This is a genomic window from Salinibacterium sp. M195 (assembly GCF_019443965.1).
GTDB lineage: Bacteria > Actinomycetota > Actinomycetes > Actinomycetales > Microbacteriaceae > Rhodoglobus.
Window position 1 is genome coordinate 2,902,527 of sequence record NZ_CP040814.1, and the last position, 16,430, is coordinate 2,918,956.

General features: G+C 59.5%; 13 protein-coding genes. 4 read left to right on the forward strand and 9 right to left on the reverse strand.

The genetic code is table 11. From position 1 onward, the window contains the following. Positions 1–110: 110 nt before the first annotated feature. From hrpA to FFT87_RS13920, 4 genes are all read left to right on the forward strand, one after another. Positions 111–4,097, forward strand: coding sequence for an ATP-dependent RNA helicase HrpA (hrpA, locus tag FFT87_RS13905; protein WP_255559963.1), 3,987 nt, complete (start codon positions 111–113; stop codon positions 4,095–4,097). A 99-nt stretch (positions 4,098–4,196) separates the two neighbouring features. Then, entirely contained in the window at positions 4,197–5,051 is an 855-nt protein-coding gene (locus FFT87_RS13910; RefSeq protein WP_219949270.1) for a CoA ester lyase, read from the forward strand. A 55-nt stretch (positions 5,052–5,106) separates the two neighbouring features. Next, on the forward strand, positions 5,107–6,264 hold the full coding sequence (locus FFT87_RS13915; RefSeq protein ID WP_219949271.1) for a thiolase family protein: 1,158 nt from the start codon (positions 5,107–5,109) through the stop codon (positions 6,262–6,264). Next, complete coding sequence (locus FFT87_RS13920) at positions 6,261–7,016, forward strand: 3-hydroxyacyl-CoA dehydrogenase (protein ID WP_219949272.1); 756 nt, start codon at positions 6,261–6,263, stop codon at positions 7,014–7,016. The genes FFT87_RS13915 and FFT87_RS13920 overlap by 4 nt, the downstream gene beginning before the upstream one ends. 36 nt (positions 7,017–7,052) lie before the next feature. Here FFT87_RS13920 and FFT87_RS13925 read toward each other — a convergent pair whose 3' ends face one another. From FFT87_RS13925 to FFT87_RS13965, 9 genes are all read right to left on the reverse strand, one after another. Then, positions 7,053–7,805 (reverse strand): amino acid ABC transporter ATP-binding protein, encoded by a 753-nt coding sequence (locus FFT87_RS13925; protein ID WP_197180789.1) that lies wholly within the window; start codon positions 7,803–7,805, stop codon positions 7,053–7,055. 26 nt (positions 7,806–7,831) lie between these two features. After that, positions 7,832–8,857 carry an amino acid ABC transporter permease gene (locus FFT87_RS13930; RefSeq protein WP_219949273.1) on the reverse strand — a complete coding sequence of 342 codons (1,026 nt, stop codon included), beginning with the start codon at positions 8,855–8,857 and terminating at the stop codon, positions 7,832–7,834. A 9-nt stretch (positions 8,858–8,866) separates the two neighbouring features. Continuing rightward, the gene (locus FFT87_RS13935; RefSeq protein ID WP_219949274.1) at positions 8,867–9,760 is read right to left on the reverse strand and encodes an ABC transporter substrate-binding protein; all 894 of its coding nucleotides are present in this window, start codon (positions 9,758–9,760) and stop codon (positions 8,867–8,869) included. 223 nt (positions 9,761–9,983) lie between these two features. Next, a complete protein-coding gene (locus FFT87_RS13940) occupies positions 9,984–10,511 on the reverse strand; it encodes a hypothetical protein (protein ID WP_255559964.1) in 528 nt (175 codons plus the stop codon). 48 nt (positions 10,512–10,559) lie between these two features. Further along, the gene (locus FFT87_RS13945) at positions 10,560–11,066 is read right to left on the reverse strand and encodes a GNAT family N-acetyltransferase (protein ID WP_219949275.1); all 507 of its coding nucleotides are present in this window, start codon (positions 11,064–11,066) and stop codon (positions 10,560–10,562) included. 126 nt (positions 11,067–11,192) lie between these two features. Next, entirely contained in the window at positions 11,193–11,888 is a 696-nt protein-coding gene (locus tag FFT87_RS13950; protein ID WP_219949276.1) for a hypothetical protein, read from the reverse strand. Between the two features lie 207 nt (positions 11,889–12,095). Further along, positions 12,096–13,862, reverse strand: coding sequence for an SAVED domain-containing protein (locus tag FFT87_RS13955; RefSeq protein WP_255559965.1), 1,767 nt, complete (start codon positions 13,860–13,862; stop codon positions 12,096–12,098). Then, the gene (locus FFT87_RS13960; RefSeq protein ID WP_219949278.1) at positions 13,859–15,298 is read right to left on the reverse strand and encodes a ThiF family adenylyltransferase; all 1,440 of its coding nucleotides are present in this window, start codon (positions 15,296–15,298) and stop codon (positions 13,859–13,861) included. Before FFT87_RS13960 ends, FFT87_RS13955 begins: the two co-directional genes overlap by 4 nt. A gap of 20 nt (positions 15,299–15,318) precedes the next feature. Continuing rightward, the gene (locus FFT87_RS13965) at positions 15,319–16,326 is read right to left on the reverse strand and encodes a nucleotidyltransferase (protein ID WP_219949279.1); all 1,008 of its coding nucleotides are present in this window, start codon (positions 16,324–16,326) and stop codon (positions 15,319–15,321) included. Positions 16,327–16,430: the final 104 nt, after the last annotated feature.

The following is a 16,430-nucleotide window of genomic DNA, read 5'->3' on the forward strand; positions in this document are numbered from 1 at the left end:
GCTAGTGGAGTGTGCGCTTCGCTATGTACTTTGTAACACAAAGTACTTTGCAATGCAACGATTCCGCGATCGAGTTCTCACCGGGCGTCGCGGCCTTAAGCTGGAGTGCTATGTCCGCCTCCGAAGTTCACTCCGCCAGCACCGCGGCACCGCTACCTCCTGACGCCGCAGTGCCGCTGCCGGCAGGTACCGCGATCACGTTCCCGCCCGAGCTGCCCGTCAGCCAGCGCAAAGACGACATCGCCAAGGCCATTCGCGAGAACCAAGTCGTAATCATTGCGGGAGCAACGGGAAGTGGAAAGACCACCCAGCTGCCGAAGATTTTGCTGGAACTGGGTAAGACATCCATTGGGCACACCCAGCCGCGTCGGATTGCCGCGCGCACCGTCGCTGAGCGCATTGCCGAAGAACTGGGAAGCGAACTCGGTGACCTCGTCGGCTACCAAGTGCGGTTCACCGATCGCGTGGGCAAAAACACCCGCGTGAAGCTCATGACCGACGGCATCCTGCTGAACGAAATTCACCGCGATCGCGACCTCAAAAAGTACGACGCGATCATCATCGATGAGGCGCACGAACGCAGCCTCACCGTCGACTTCTTGCTCGGCTATCTCAAGCAGCTCCGCACCCGCCGCCCCGATCTCAGCATCATCATTACGAGTGCCACGATCGACCCCGAAAGCTTCTCGAAGCACTTCGACGGCGCCCCGATTATTGAAGTCTCCGGGCGCACCTTCCCCGTCGAGATTCGGTACCGCCCCCTCGTCGCTGAAGAAAGCACTGGCGACGATCTCGAAGCGGAGGATGCCGAAGAAGCGGCCGCCAACCGCGCCGACCGCGACTACCTCGAAGGCATCAACGACGCCCTCGACGAACTCTCCCGCGAGAGCGACGGCGACGTGCTCGTCTTCCTCTCGGGCGAAACCGAGATTCGGGATGCGGAAGAATCCATCCGCGGACGCATCAGTGCCGGCAAACTCTCCGAGGGCACCGAAGTGCTCCCGCTCTACGGCCGACTGAGCTCCGCCGAACAGCACCGCGTGTTCGAGTCGCGCCGCACGCCCGGAACACGCCGCCGCATCGTGCTCGCCACGAACGTTGCCGAAACCAGTTTGACCGTGCCGGGCATCCGCTACGTCATCGATGCCGGAACTGCCCGCATCAGTCGGTACAGCACGCGCGCCAAGATTCAGCGCCTGCCGATCGAGGCCATCAGCCAGGCCAGCGCCAACCAGCGCTCCGGCCGCTCGGGACGAACGAGCGACGGAATCGCGATCCGCCTCTACTCCGAAGAAGACTTTAACGCACGCCCCGAGTTCATGGAACCCGAGATTCTGCGCACCAACCTCGCGGCGGTCATCCTGCAGATGATCTCGCTTGGCCTCGGCAACATCGCCGAGTTTCCGTTCCTGCAACCACCAGACTCTCGCGGCATCAAAGACGGGCTTGAGCTGCTCACCGAACTCGGCGCCGTCGAGAACGCGATGATCGGGCAGACGAAAGCCGGGCACAAGTCGGCCGCGGCGAACGGTGCCAACGGTGCAGCCGCGGCTAGCGGCAAGGGCACGAAAGACGCAGCCCCGCGCATCACCCGCATTGGCAAGCAACTCAGCCAGTTGCCGATCGACCCTCGACTTGCCCGCATGGTGATCGAATCGAAGCAGCACAGCACTACCCGTGAAGTGATGGCGGTCGTCGCCGGGCTCAGCATTCAAGACCCGCGCGAACGCCCCCTCGACAAGCGACCGCAAGCCGACCAACAGCATGCGCGCTTCATCGACCCGACGAGCGACTTTCTCACCCTGCTCAACCTCTGGAACTACCTCGAAGAGAAACAGAAAGAGCTCTCGGGCAACCAGTTCCGGCGCATGTGCAAGAACGAATATCTCAACTATTTGCGCGTGCGCGAATGGCACGATGTCTACCGCCAGTTGAGCCGCATCGCCAAACCGCTCGGCCTGGTCATCGGTGACGCCCACTCGAACCCTGACGGCATCCACCGCTCGCTTTTGGCCGGGCTGCTCAGCCACATCGGTCTCAAGGATGTCGCCAAGCGCGATTACATTGGCGCCCGTCAAACCCGGTTCGTCATCTTTCCCGGCTCGGCTCTCGCCAAGAAACAGCCCAACGCGATCATGAGCGCTGAGCTCGTCGAAACGAGTCGACTCTTTGCGCGAATGAATGCGTCGATCGACCCGGTGTGGGCCGAGAAACTTGCTGGCGATCTCGTGAAACGCAGCTACTCCGAGCCACACTGGGAGAAGAAGCAGGGCGCCGCCGTCGCGTTCGAGCGCGTGACGCTCTATGGCGTCACTCTTGCAGCCCGCCGCCGCATCCAATTCTCCCGCGTCGACTTGCCTGCCGCCCGCGAACTTTTCATCCGTCACGCGCTAGTCGAGGGCGAAGACGACCTGACGAAGCGCGACAAACGCGTGTGGGGATTCGATGCGTCGAACCGTGCCTTGCGCCGCGACCTCGAGCAGCTCGAAGAGCGCAGCCGTCGCCGCGATATTTTGCACGACGATGAAACCATTTTTGAGTTCTACGACAAACGAGTGCCCGCCACCGTCGCTTCCGTTCGTGACTTCGAGGGCTGGTGGAAGAAGGCTCGCCACGATTCCCCTGACCTGCTGACCCTCTCCACGCAAGATCTCATCGAAAATGCGGATGACGCCGAAGTCGACGACACCAAATTTCCGACCACGTGGGTGCGCGGCGATCAAACGCTCAGCCTCAGCTACCGCTTCGAACCGGGCACCGACGACGACGGAGTCACGATCGCCGTTCCGCTGCCGCTACTCGCCGGCCTGCGCCCAGAGGGTTTTGACTGGCAGGTGCCGGGGTTACGCGATGAGCTCGTCACCGCGCTGATCAAGTCACTGCCGAAACCGATTCGCCGCAACGTCGTTCCGGCCGCAGATTGGGCCCGCCGGCTGCTGGAGGCCGCGCCCGACGATCCGGCTACGGCAGCTTTCGAAGGCGGCCCCGGGCTGACCGAATTCCTGGCCAAAGAGATCGCGCGACTGACCTACGTTACTGTAGCGACCACCGACTTCGATCTTGATCGCGTGCCCGCTCACGTGAAAGTCACCTTCGCCGTAATTGATGAACGCGGCAACAAAGTCGGCGCTAACAAGTCGCTACGCAGCCTGCAGGCGAGCCTCAAGCCCGTCGCTCGGGCCAGTGTGGCGCGCGCCGTACAAGGTGCTCCTCAGGGTTCTGCGGAGCAACAAACGAACACTCTCGAACGCTCCGGCATCACGAGTTGGGACTTCGGCGCGCTCGACCGTTCCCGCGACACCAAGCACGGCGGAAACACCATCCGCGCCTACCCCGCACTCGTGGATGACGGCGACACCGTCTCCATCCGCCTCATGTCGACACCCTACGATCAAGCCATCGCGCACCAAAGCGGTGTGCGGCGCCTACTGCTGCTCGCGATTCCGTCGCCGCTCGGCTACATCAACGAACATCTCACGGGCACCGAGAAGCTGGTGCTCGCCCAGAGCCCGTATCGCTCAACGAACGTACTCTTCGAGGACTGCCTTCGCGCCTGCATCGACTCCGTGATGGGCGACCGCGAGATCTTTGCCCAGACCGAATTCGAGGCGCTGCGGAATGAGATTTCGGCGGGGCTCGTCGACTCCCTGTTCGCGACCGTCTCGCTCGTAGCATCCATTGTTGCTGGCGTACGTTTGGCAGACAAAGCGATACGTGCCGCTACGAGCATGCACCTTCTTGCACCGCTCGGTGATGCGCGCGAACAGCTCGATTCGCTCGTTTACCCTGGTTTTGTTTCCGCCACCGGGCTTACTCAATTACGCCGCTTGCCGATCTACCTCAAAGGCATCGAGCATCGCGTGACGAAGCTCACAGAGAACCCGGGCAAAGACCGCGGGTGGATGTCCGAAGTCGAGTTAGCGACCCGTCGCTACAAAGACGCGGGCGGCACCCTGCCGCTAGAACAGCATCCCGAACCTCAGATCGTTCGCGCCCGGTGGATGCTCGAAGAGCTGCGCCTCAGCCTCTTCGCCCAGCATTTGGGAACGGCCGAATCGGTGAGTGTTCAACGCATCGGAAAAGTACTCGCTTCTTAACGTTCGCGTTTTCGGCTGCACCCAGTTTCAAACCGGTACCCTTGAGGCTGCGAGTGGCACGAGAACGTGACCTCTCTTCTGAAAGAAAGCAGCTCACGCGTGTCTGAAAGCAACACCGATCGTCCGACCACTCACGATGTTTCCGCAGAAATTGCGCGCTCTTGGCTCCTGGTTGCGGCCACGCGCCCTGAAGATTTCGATGCGGCTGAGAAGTCACGTGCCGACCAGATCATCCTCGATGTTGAGGACGCTGTTGACCCGCGCCTCAAGTCATCCGCCCGCGATGCTGTTGTCTCGTGGCTGAGTAACGGTGGCAGCGGCTGGGTTCGCATCAATGACCGCACCTCAGACTTCTGGTCAGATGATGTGGATGCTCTCGCCGGCCTTCCGGGACTGCGCGGTGTGATGCTCGCTAAGGCCGAGGCAGCAGCTCACGTCTCCGAAACTTTCGATCGCCTCAAAGGCTCCACTCCCGTGATCGCGCTCGTCGAGTCAGCGCTCGGCATCGAAGAAGCTGCATCGATTGCTCGCGCCCGCGGCGTCTACCGCCTCGCGTTCGGCAGCGGCGATTATCGTCGCGACACGGGAACCAGCGCTGACGATCTCGCTATGGCTTATCCTCGATCGCGCCTCGTGATCGCGAGCCGCGTGGGCAACCTGCCCGGCCCGATCGATGGGCCAACCGTTGGCACCAACCACTCGCTGCTCCGCGAGCAGGGAAGCATGGCTGTCGCACTCGGCATGACCGGCAAACTCTGCCTCGATCTTGAGCAGCTTCCGATCATCAACGAAGTCATCAGCCCCACACGTTCAGATGTTGCGTGGGCTCGCGAATTCCTCGACGACTTCGAGGCTCGAGGCCGCGTCATCCGCGACGGCAGCGACCTGCCCCGACTTGGCCGCGCTCAAAAGATCGACAAGCTCGCTCGCGCGTTTGGCGTCGAACCGGCCTAAGGCGTTGGCCACCGGGGCTCTTCCCGGCGGCCACCCCCACCGTTAGTCTTGAGCCATGACAACGGCAGTCATTGTTGACGCGATTCGTACGCCTTCGGGCCGGGGTAAACCGGGCGGAGCGCTCTCTGGCGAGCATCCGGTAGATCTCCTCGCTACAGTGCTGCGCAGTCTTGTAGACCGCAATGATCTCGACCCAGCGACAATCGACGATGTGATGGCCGGCTGTGTCACCCAGTCTGGTCAGCAGGCGGTGAATATCGCCCGCAACGCTGTGCTCGCTGCTGGCCTCCCCGAGTCGGTTCCCGGCACCACGATCGATCGCCAGTGCGGGTCGAGCCAGCAAGCAGCCCACTTCGCCGCACAGTCCGTGATGGCGGGGGCCAACGATATTGTTATCGCGTGCGGCGTCGAGCTAATGAGTTCGCACCCCATCGGGCAGGCCACCCTTGGTCAGGCAACGATGAGCCCGCTCGTGCGCGAACGCTACCCCGAGGGGCTCGTCAACCAGGGCATCTCTGCTGAGCTGATCGCGGCACGTTGGGGGCTCAACCGCGACGAACTCGATGTCTTCGCAGCGCTCTCTCACGCTCGCGCTGCCTCCGCCGATTTCAGCGGCGAGATTCTGCCCATCGGCGCCGTCGATCGCGACGAGACGATCCGCCCCGGCACTGCGGCCAGCACCCTTGCTGGCCTCTCCCCCGCGTTCTACGACGCCGAGATCGCGGCTCGCTTTCCCGAAATTCAGTGGCGTGTAACCGCGGGCAACTCTTCGCCGCTTACCGATGGTGCTTCAGCCGTTCTCGTGATGAGCGAAGCGCGCGCGGAGACACTAGGTCTTCGCCCGCTCGCCCGGTTTCACTCCTTTGCGGTTGTCGGTTCTGACCCGATTGAGATGCTGACCGGGATCATCCCCGCCACGCATCGCGTGTTAGAGCGCAGCGGCATCCGGCTAGAACAGCTCGACAGCATCGAAGTGAATGAAGCCTTCGCTTCGGTCGCGCTGGCCTGGTTGCGGGAGTTTCCTGTCGACCCCACCATCGTGAATCCGCGAGGCGGCGCAATCGCGCTCGGCCACGCCCTCGGCTCCTCCGGCACCCGCCTACTCACAACCCTCGTCAATCAACTCGACACCACCGGGGGTCGCTACGGCCTTCAGGTCATGTGCGAAGGCGGCGGCATGGCCAACGCCACCCTCATCGAAAGGCTTGCATGAAAATTCAGGATGCCGCAGCGCTCATCACCGGTGGGGCAAGCGGACTCGGCCTTGCCACCGCTCGCGCTCTCGCCGCACAGGGGGCGAAGGTCACCATCGCCGACCTCCCGAGCTCCCGTGGAGTCGAGGTTGCCGCCGAATATGGGTTCCAGTTCGCGCCGACCGATGTTCGCTCAGAGGCCGACGTTCAGGCGTCCGTCGAGCTCGCCTCGTCGGTCGCACCACTGCGCATCGTCGTGAACTGTGCTGGCGTTGCCACCCCAGGAAAGGCACTCGGCCGCAAGGGAGTGCTGCCGCTCGAAACCTTCGAAACCGTGATCGGCATCAACCTCACGGGAACGTTCAACGTCATCCGGTTGGCAGCAGCCGCGATGGTCGAAACCGAGCCCATTGATGGCGAGCGTGGCGTGATCGTGAATACGGCATCCGTTGCCGCGTTCGATGGCCAGATCGGCCAACCGGCATATGCCGCGTCTAAGGCTGGCGTTGCCGGGATGACCCTGCCGCTTGCCCGGGAGTTCGCCGCGTCGCTCGTGCGCGTCATGACCATTGCGCCCGGCATCTTCGAGACGCCGATGATGGCAGGCCTGCCGCAAGAGGCGCAGGATTCGCTCGGCGCGCAGGTGCCTCATCCGTCACGGCTCGGACGGCCCGACGAGTATGCCGCGCTCGTGCAGCACATCGTCGAGAACCCCATGCTCAACGGCGAGGTTATTCGTCTCGACGGCGCAATCCGGATGCAACCGCGTTAGCAGCGGAGGCACCCGGATTGACCGGCGGTTACAGAACTATAGAACCTTCGAGAGGAACGCTTTCGTGCGTTGGTGCTGCGGGTTGCCGAGCACTTCGTCGGGATCACCCGACTCCACCACGACGCCGCCATCCATGAACACAAGCTGATCGGCTACTTCGCGGGCAAAGCCCATTTCGTGCGTGACAACAATCATGGTCATGCCTGAATCGGCGAGACCCTTCATGACGTCAAGCACTTCACCGACCAGTTCAGGGTCGAGCGCGGAGGTCGGCTCATCGAACAGCATGAGCTTGGGCTCCATGGCGAGCGCGCGGGCGATTGCCACTCGCTGCTGCTGGCCACCGGAGAGGTGTGCCGGGTAGGCATCCTCTTTCTCAGCAAGACCAACCTGCGCGAGCAGTTCCCTTCCGTGCGCAATGGCTGCTTCCTTCTTCACCTTGTTGACGCGGATGGGCGCCTCAATGATGTTTTCGAGAGCCGTCATGTGGGGGAACAGATTGAACCGCTGAAACACCATGCCAATATCGCGGCGCTGGCGAGCAGCTTCGCGCGGCTTGAGCTCATACAGCTTGTCTCCACGTTCTTCATACCCGACCAGGACGCCGTCGACGCTCAGTCGCCCAGCATCCACTCGTTCAAGGTGGTTGATGCAGCGCAGAAATGTTGACTTGCCTGAGCCACTTGGCCCCACCAAGCACATCACTTCGCCCTGCGGCACCGACAGCGAGATGCTTTTCAGCACTTCGTTCGAGCCGAAGCTCTTCGACACACGGTCGGCGTGCACCATGGGTACGTCGCTTACAGCTGCGTTCGTCATTGGTGCTCCTTTCCTGTCGGATCGGTACTCTCATCGGGTGCGGTTTCAGTGTTGGCTGCCGCGCCCGGCGTCGGAATGACACCAGTCTTCAGCGTGATCGCTCCGGTCTCGGTGCCCGCCTTTTCGGGGCGCGCTTGACCAACACCGCGGGAGAAGCGCTTCTCAAGGAAGTACTGGCCCACCATCAGAATCGAGGTGAAAAGCAGGTACCAAGCAGAAGCAACGAGCAACAGCGGGATCGGGTCGAAGATCACCACGGAGATGTCGCGCGAGCGTCCGTAGAGTTCCAGACTGAACGGAATGGCGGTGACCAGGGAGGTGGTCTTCAGCATCGAAATTACTTCGTTGCCGGTCGGCGGGATGATGATGCGCATTGCCTGCGGGATGACGACGCGCGTCATTGTTTGCAGCCACGACATTCCGAGGGCAGTTGCTGCCTCGTCTTGTCCCTTATCAACCGAAAGGATTCCGGCACGCACAATCTCTGCCATATAGGCGGACTCGTTGAGCGCGAGGCCAATAACGGCAAGCCAAAACACGCTGATGAGGTCGTTGGTTTCTACGGAGAGCCACGGCTCGGTGAAGGGGATGCCCACATCGATCGTCGAGTAGATCGTGGCGAAAAGACCCCAGAACACGAGCTGCACGTAGACAGGAGTTCCCCGGAAGACCCAGAGGTACAACCACGCAATGCCCTTGACGACGGGGTTGTCAGAAAGCCGCATCACCGCGAGAGTCACACCAAGGATGATCGCGATGATCATCGAGTAGACCGTCAACAGAATGGTGTAACCGGCGGCCTGAGAGATGCGCTTATCGAAGATGTATTTGCCGAAGTTCTCCCAGCCATAGGCCTCGCGCTGCGACGCATCGACGACGAAGAGAATGAGCATCGCGACAAGGATGACCGCGACGACATTGCGCCACGGGTGGCGAAGGCGAATCGCTTTGATCGCCTCCGCTTGGTCAGCGCCGTTCGGCGACACGCTTAACGGTGTCGCCGAACGGCCAGAGTCTGACACAGCCAATACCTAGCTAGTGGTTGCCGCGTTGATGGTGATCGACGAGACAGCGCCGTTGAAGACGCCCCAGTCTTCGAGGATCGTCTTGTAGGTGCCGTCATCAATCAACGACTGGAGTGCAGCCTGGAGTGCCGCAGAGAGCTCTGAATCCTTTTGCACGACAATGCCATATGGTGCGGTGTCGAACGAGTCACCCGCGAGTTCAATCTTGTCGTCAACCTGGCTCACCGCGTACTGCGTGATGGGTGAGTCAGCGCTCATGGCGTCGGCGCGGCCCAAGGCGAGAGCGTTAGTGGCTTCGTCTTGAGTATCGAACTTGAGGATATCGATGGGCTCGTTTCCAGCATCCGTGCATTCCTGCGACTTCGCGGGCAGCTCATCGGTTTCTTCGTATGTTCCCGTTTGCACGGTTACAGTCATGCCACACGCATTAGCGGGGTCGACGTCGACGCCGATCTGCTGGGCCCACTGGATGCCGGCCTCGTAGTAGTTGACGAAGTCGACAACTTTCTCGCGCTCTTCGTTGTCGGTGAACGAGGAAAGCCCGATGTCGTAGCTACCGCCCGTGACGCTGGGGATGATCTTGTCGAAGCTGGATGGCTCGTACTGAGTATCGAGACCAAGTTTGGCTGCCATGGCGTTGCCCAGGTCAACCTCCCACCCGATGGGGTTTCCCGCATCGTCCTTGTACTCGTTGGGGGCATAGGTCGGGTCGATGCCAATGACAAGCACGCCGGCGTCTTTGATGTCGGCTGGCAGCAGAGCAATGGCTGCAGCGTCTGTTCCTACATCTAGATTGCCGCCGCCGGTGTCGGTGCCTGTGTCTGTGCTGTTGTCAACACAACCCGTCAATGCGAGGGCGGTGACAACAAGCAATGCTGGAAGCGCGTAATTGATTTTCATGGTCCAACCTTTTCTCAATCCCAATGAAAGCTAGTGTCGGCGGCAACGCGCGAAACCCTCACGGGCACGCATCCTTGAATCACCGACGTTGGCAGCCTACCCTCGTGGGCACGCAATATTACGCCCGGCTGCGCCGTGTGGTTGCGACACCGGGAGTAATCCGCTGATTATGTGTTCTGGACGAGTCTGGGCGTCTTTCAGCGAAGAAATCTACGACCGCTCGCTAGTATTCGCCCTGAGCCGCAGATTCAAGTTCCGCGAAGTTGATGTTGCGCAATTCCCGCAACCGCGTCTCACGATTCGCTTGATATTGCGGGTCAGCGGCTGGCAAGTAAGCGACGCGAAGTTTGCCAATGATGGCAGTGCCGATCTCGCTCCACGCCAGCTCTCGAGCCTCATCGATGATGTTGGAAATCAGCACACCATCCATAGACGCTTGGCGAAGCCCCTCGGCAAGACCTTCTTGCACAGCTCGGTTACGAGCGGTGTGAGAACCGCGCAACAATCGTTCCGCCTGCTCCGCGAGTTGATCGAATTCGACGTGCACGAGACCAGCAAGCGCACCGTCGTCGTAGTCAAGGTGGTCTCGGGCAGCATCCACGATGATTCGGTTCTTGACCGTCATACGCACCGCATTGCGGGCGATGAGCACGCCCTCTTCGACGACACGCTCAATTGGCGCCTCTTCGACAGGCTCGGGCGCCCTAAATTTGCCCAGATTGAGGCGCGGGCGCCGCCGAAATATTCTCACAGTGCAATTGTTCCGGTTTAGATTGATGAACGGTATCCCCCGTCCGGTTCAGCTTAGGTTGCCCACCTGAACGGTTGACAAATTTTTCTCGTAACAGATGCCAAAGGGGATCGCCGCGTAGGCGCCGAAAGCGTCAATACGTTCGTATCCAAGGCTCTCATATAGCGCCATCGCCGGCACCTGAACGTGACCAGTCTGCAGGACGAGCGAGGCTGCTTTCGTTTCTCGAGCGGCGCCCTCAAGCTCGTTCATGAGACGACGGGCAGCCCCCTTTCCGCGATGAGCAGAATCCACGAAAACTTTTTTGACCTCAAATGATTTTCCAAAAGGACGCAATGCTGCATGGCCGATGACGACATCGTCGTCTAGAACCAACAGTGTGTGGGTGATGTCACTCGGCGGAACCGTCAGCGCAGCGTTGACTGCGGCGCGACCGGCATCATCGAGTGCTTCTTGACGATCGGCGTACATCGCCGTCGTCTCGACATTCATCGCCGCGCGTTGCTGGACAGCGCGTGGGTCTAGCCACTCGACCCATTCAATCGTCAGGCTCACGAGACTCTGGCCTTCAGATTCACGGATGCCTTCGCCTTACATTCCGGACCGCTGCATGCGCTTCTCAATCGACGGTCGATGACGGCAAGCCGTGCTGCGTGCCGGTCAACCGGCAACGCGCGGGAACTAAACGTGGGGGTCGTAGTCGTGGTCGGTGAACGGTACGACGACAAAATCACGCATCGTCGGGGTAGAACCAGCATCAATCAAACTCTCCGCATCAATCTCAACATCTAATTTATACACTGCCGGGTATGCGGTGTATCCCAGCCCGTTGCGCTCACTCTGCTCACTCAGGGCATTTGGCCGCACCCCGGCAAGGGTGAAGTCCAACGAAGTGACCGCGAACGGTGACGTTCCTTCGTCCGTCGCAAACACGTCGAAATAGTTCGCTAGGGAATGCTGCAACTCCCACTCGTCGAGCTCGTCGTTCCACTCCAGATTCAGCGGCACGCGATAAACCGTCCCGTCAAGGGCGAACTGCGCAATAGTTTTAGCTTCCGTTTCGGTCGTCGCTACGACCTCCACAGACGTCTCACTAATCCGCTCAATCGCTCCGGAGAGCACTTCGTCGGCGAGGAACGACTCGCGATCCGTGTCGCTATAAAGAGAGTCGGTCTCGAGAGTCGGATCGAGCTCTGCCGCAGCCTCGGCCTCTCCGACCTCAAGGGCGGCCAGGTAGCGCTCGACGATCAGCGCGGGAGATGGTCTTTCCGCGGTTGCATACCCGTTCGACACCCGCGACCACGTGATCAAAACCATCGCCGCTGCGCCCACAAACACGAGTGGGATATCAATCCACAAACGGGCACGCCTGGTCATTCTGCGCGTCGTGTTCGAATTTTTCGTAGCAACAATCGACTCACGATCTTTTGTTCGACTCGAGCCCGGTGTTCGATTGGGCGAAACAATTCACTGGGCAACTTTATCAAGGGGTGGCGAATTTCTCTCACGCGAAAGCAAAGCGTGTTGACGTGATAAAACGTCATCACCTGCACTGGTTATGCCGCGCCACCCACGCACTCTCAGTCATAGATGCACTGCCATTATTGGCCCGCCAGCACCGCCCGCGTTTAATGACATTGAAGAGACGTATCGTGCAGGAGCACCGAACCCGGGTTGATCCCACTCATAGGCGACAACGTTCAGCGTGTTTAGCAGTCGCCCTACAAGAAACGCCAAAGTCATCGGTCCGTGGAAGAATAGGTGAACTTCCGCATTGTCATGGGTCGCTGAAAACTGCTTTATCTTCTCAGCAATGATCTCAGCAATCCGAGCGCCTTCAGCCGCTTCGACAAAACCACTCCCGGACAGCGAGAGTTGTACGGCGCCAGATAGCGCGCCGGCCGCAGCCACCGCACGCAAGAAAGCGCCCTCGCTAGTAGGGCGTTGAAGCTCGACTGAAACGTAAACTTTGTTTGCGGCTCCGTCAGTGAGCTCGACAAGTTGGGAAATGACCTTCTCGTTCATTTCCCGATCATTTGGCATGGCGTGCACGTCGTTTGTCCATACGGATTCCCGGACATCTTCGATCTCGGCATGTCCGAACTTTGTGTCTGGCAGCGCCATCCCAAGCGCCAGAGCAACCGTTAAATGCATCCCGCCTTGAATACGAATGGTTTTGGCTCGGCTGTGATGCACAGCATCGCTTATCAGCGGGAGCGTGAGCGCGAGGTCCTTCAGGCCATCGCTGTGCGGTAAGCGCCCGTCAACTGGCGGTCTCAACCGAATGTGAAGGTCTGCTTCGCGTGAAGGCTGAGCCGTCGATGCTGGTCTGGTTTGTACGTCGATGACAAACGTCCCTCCAGCGACATGGTGAGATCGGCGACTGATGTGGTCAGCAAGGTGATCGTGAACAATTTCAAGGCGACCTTCAATTGTCCGGCTATTACTCTGTTTTTTGTCACCCAGTGTGTTCGGGGTCTGCCCGAGCAATCGGTCGGGAGCTGAGAAGTCTGGTCGGTCGGCATTGGACGGGTCTTCTATCTCATTGGCAATCGCCAAGGTAAAACCGGCCAATTCATCCAGCTGAAGGAGCCTAGGTAGTTCTACATTTTTGACGACCCAACTCTTCTCGATCTGCTTTGTTACAAGAAGCATGGCGCCGGACAGCCCAGCTGTGAGTGCTCGTTCTAGGCGGTCAACGGTGTTACCTGAGCGCAGATCTGTCCGATCGTGCCAAACTTTGAAACCCGCCGCCCGAAGGAGCCACGCCATCTCCGTCGACCTGTCCGTCCCATCGGACTGTCTGTAGGACACAAATAGGGGGCCATTGGCGTTGACCGCGCCGTCCGGCAAAGGCTGGGCAGCTGCGGGGAAAACGTCCGCCGAGGGTGTTCGGGGTTCAGCCGGAATAACAGAAACACGTCCGAATCTTCCTTTTTTGAAAACTACACCGTGAAAACGATGGTCGTCAGCATCTGGGGCGCACACGATCAGAGCAATGGGGTTGCCAGCGCTCGCCTTGAAGGTCGCCCGCATCGTGGCGAGATCTTTTGGGCTCGGTTCGCTCGGCTGCGGATGGCTGTGCCACTCCCCTACGTATCCTGAGATGTCTTCCGGATGCAGCGTAGACCGGTACTTGCGAAGCGCTTCGACGGCATCTTCGTGATTTTGTATATAGTGGTGGGTCCCAGAGTTCCTGCTGTCAACTTCGACTGCTGCTTTGACCACGATTCGCTCCCCCTCCCGGTATCCGATGAGGATTCCACCTACTTCGCGTGGGAGGCCAGCGATACTTGCCAATACAATCCTCCGGCCAGCTGCCAAGTCGAGCGATATGGTTGGAGTCGTCACAGGTTTACCCCATTTCCTGCTTGGCGAACTTCACCGGATGGGTTAATCGGGGCGCCGAGGAGTATCCCCACGGCGTGCCGCGCTGTCGCGGCGGCGGCTTCTATGGCCGTGTAAGGGGCTGTAGGGGATACTGGGCTCCCGCAACCAGCTTCAAAGAATTCATCCTCAAGGACATCACCGTCATCTTCTACATGCGATGAGGGTAGGACTGGCCCCTGTTCCAGCGGTGGGAGAACATCAATACGGATGGTGCGGCCTCGGTTCTGAATCGCGCTGGAAAGCACGGTTGCGCTGGACGATTTCGCTATAGCTTTCAACAGTGCGGTGATCGAAAAATCAGCAGTCGCATTGACGATCAGGTCAACCTCGTTCAGCAGGTCCATCACCTCTACGCCTGTACGAATACTCTGTCGGACGGTCTCAATACGATCCGCGGTCATCGTCCCAGCGGCGACGATGACTTGCTTTACCGCTTCGACTTTCGGGAGACCGACGTACCGTGGTCCAGCGAGGTGCCGAATCGTGTTGCCCGGTTTTAGGATGTCCTCGTCAATCAACGTCAGATGCCCGATACCAGCTCGTGCGAGCGCATCGGCAGCGAAGGACCCGATGGCACCGACGCCGATGATCGCGACAGACCTGTTCTGCAGCTCCGAGAATGTCGCCCCCGCGCGCCGGGTCCGAGCTGAGGTACTCGTGCTCGCGCTCTGCAGTCCTCGCGCCACGATGCTGCCCCCTTTTGCTTCCCACACTTCCAAGAACAAAACTGCGGAATGATTGCCTCGTCGGTAGCTGACGACGAGCACCGCAATTTCTTTGGCGACAATTAGTCCTCGCACGTGCTTCGAGTCTGGGATCAACTTTGCAAGGTCGTCCCAGTTGCGCGGTGGCACAAGAATCTCGCCAACGTTGACCGTTAGGCCGTAAAGGGTCTTCGCTGTTGACCCTTTCTTCGACCCACGACCGGAGCCTTTCATCATGACTGTGTCATTCGACCCCGGTACGAAACGGACGTACTCGCTCCGAATCTCGGCTGGATCTGCATACAGATAGAGGCGTTTATCCTGGGCCGGAGCGAAGTAGCGCTCTAGATCCAAGTCGGTTCGATCGCCCACCCAATGGTCATCCGATTTCAACAGCCAATTGCGAATGTGGTCAACGAAAGCTTCGCCATCCTTCCACCACATTCCGTCGTGGTCGTCTTGTGCAACCAAGCAGAGCCGGCCATCGCGCTCCCTATGCCAAGACCATGGCAGGGCTTCGGGATCTATCGGCCTAACGGTCGGCGGCCGGAACGGGAAGCGATCCGACACGCTGATCTCTAGCTGTGTTGTGGCATCACCGTGCTGGATGCTGCCGACCCATACGGTGCCCTCAAGGAAGAACCCCTTCCGCATCAGACCTTCGTCGAAGGATAGATATGCAGATTCGGTCATCTCTGTCCACTCGCTGATTATCAACCGAACGTCTTTGAACCAGCCGGGACGTCGGGGTCACCGGCAGTTACCGTTGACTCGCTCCGAGTTCCGTCATCTCTGAACCCGGGGGGCATAGAAAAAACTATGTCGCCGTCTCCGTTCTTACCGAGAAGCTCTCGGTACAGAAGGGCTGCTTTTCCCTCGTGTTCCTCTTTCAGAGCATTGACCCCCTTCACAGCTGCGGCAGCGAATTCACGATCGAGGTGGGTCAACTCCTCATCGTCAGCGCGGATTCCGATGGTTTTACCGGCACGAGTCGCGTCAACGATCGCGATCCCATTTTGTACGAAATCTGTAATTAGCTCGCTGACGACGACGAGGGCAGATACAAAGTAGTCAGCCTGAGTCTTACCTCCGACTGCACCCGAGGCGAAGGCTTGGTAGGTGGCTGCCTCAATAAAGAACCCTCCAGGCTTTGCTTTATTGAGCAGACTCCTGCGCGTCTGGCGGAGCAGCTTGACAGTCGGCACGTAAAAGTCATTGTGCTCGTCGTTCATTGCGATGGTCACCTGGGACATAACTTCTGGGTTGGTTTCCACCCATTCGTCATCGGATCCTTTTTGGGGAATTTCCCACACCTCTCCGCTCGCGCTTCGGCGAGCAGGAACTGCATCAACGTCGAGATCGAAGTTAGGGAAAGCTATTTTCAAACTACGGCTTTGGCGAGTCACCCTGCGGTGGCCATCTTCGTCTTTACCGAACTCAGCGTTTAAAACTTCAAAGAATATGTCCAGTATCTGTGTCGAACTTACGCCCGAAGGTAGCGAATCGAGACGACAGAATACGTCAACGTCTTTCACCCGCCGGATGGAGACTCTGCGTTTGTAAGACCCGATGAGAATCGAGTCGATGCCATAGCTAGTGAGTCTCGAGTCGGCGGCGAGAGCAGCCCTCACAAGCTTGTGGGCTTCCGGAGCATTGATTTTGTCGTCGCCCGGCTCGATCAAAGTGAGGGCGTTAGCAAATTGGGGGTTTAGGCGGGCCAATGGGACCCCTTTCGGCCGCTGCGTTTAAACAGACCGGCAAAGGGCAGACCTTACGAGTGCGGCGAAACTCAATTTGAGAAACTTCTCCATTCTCGTTAGAGTCA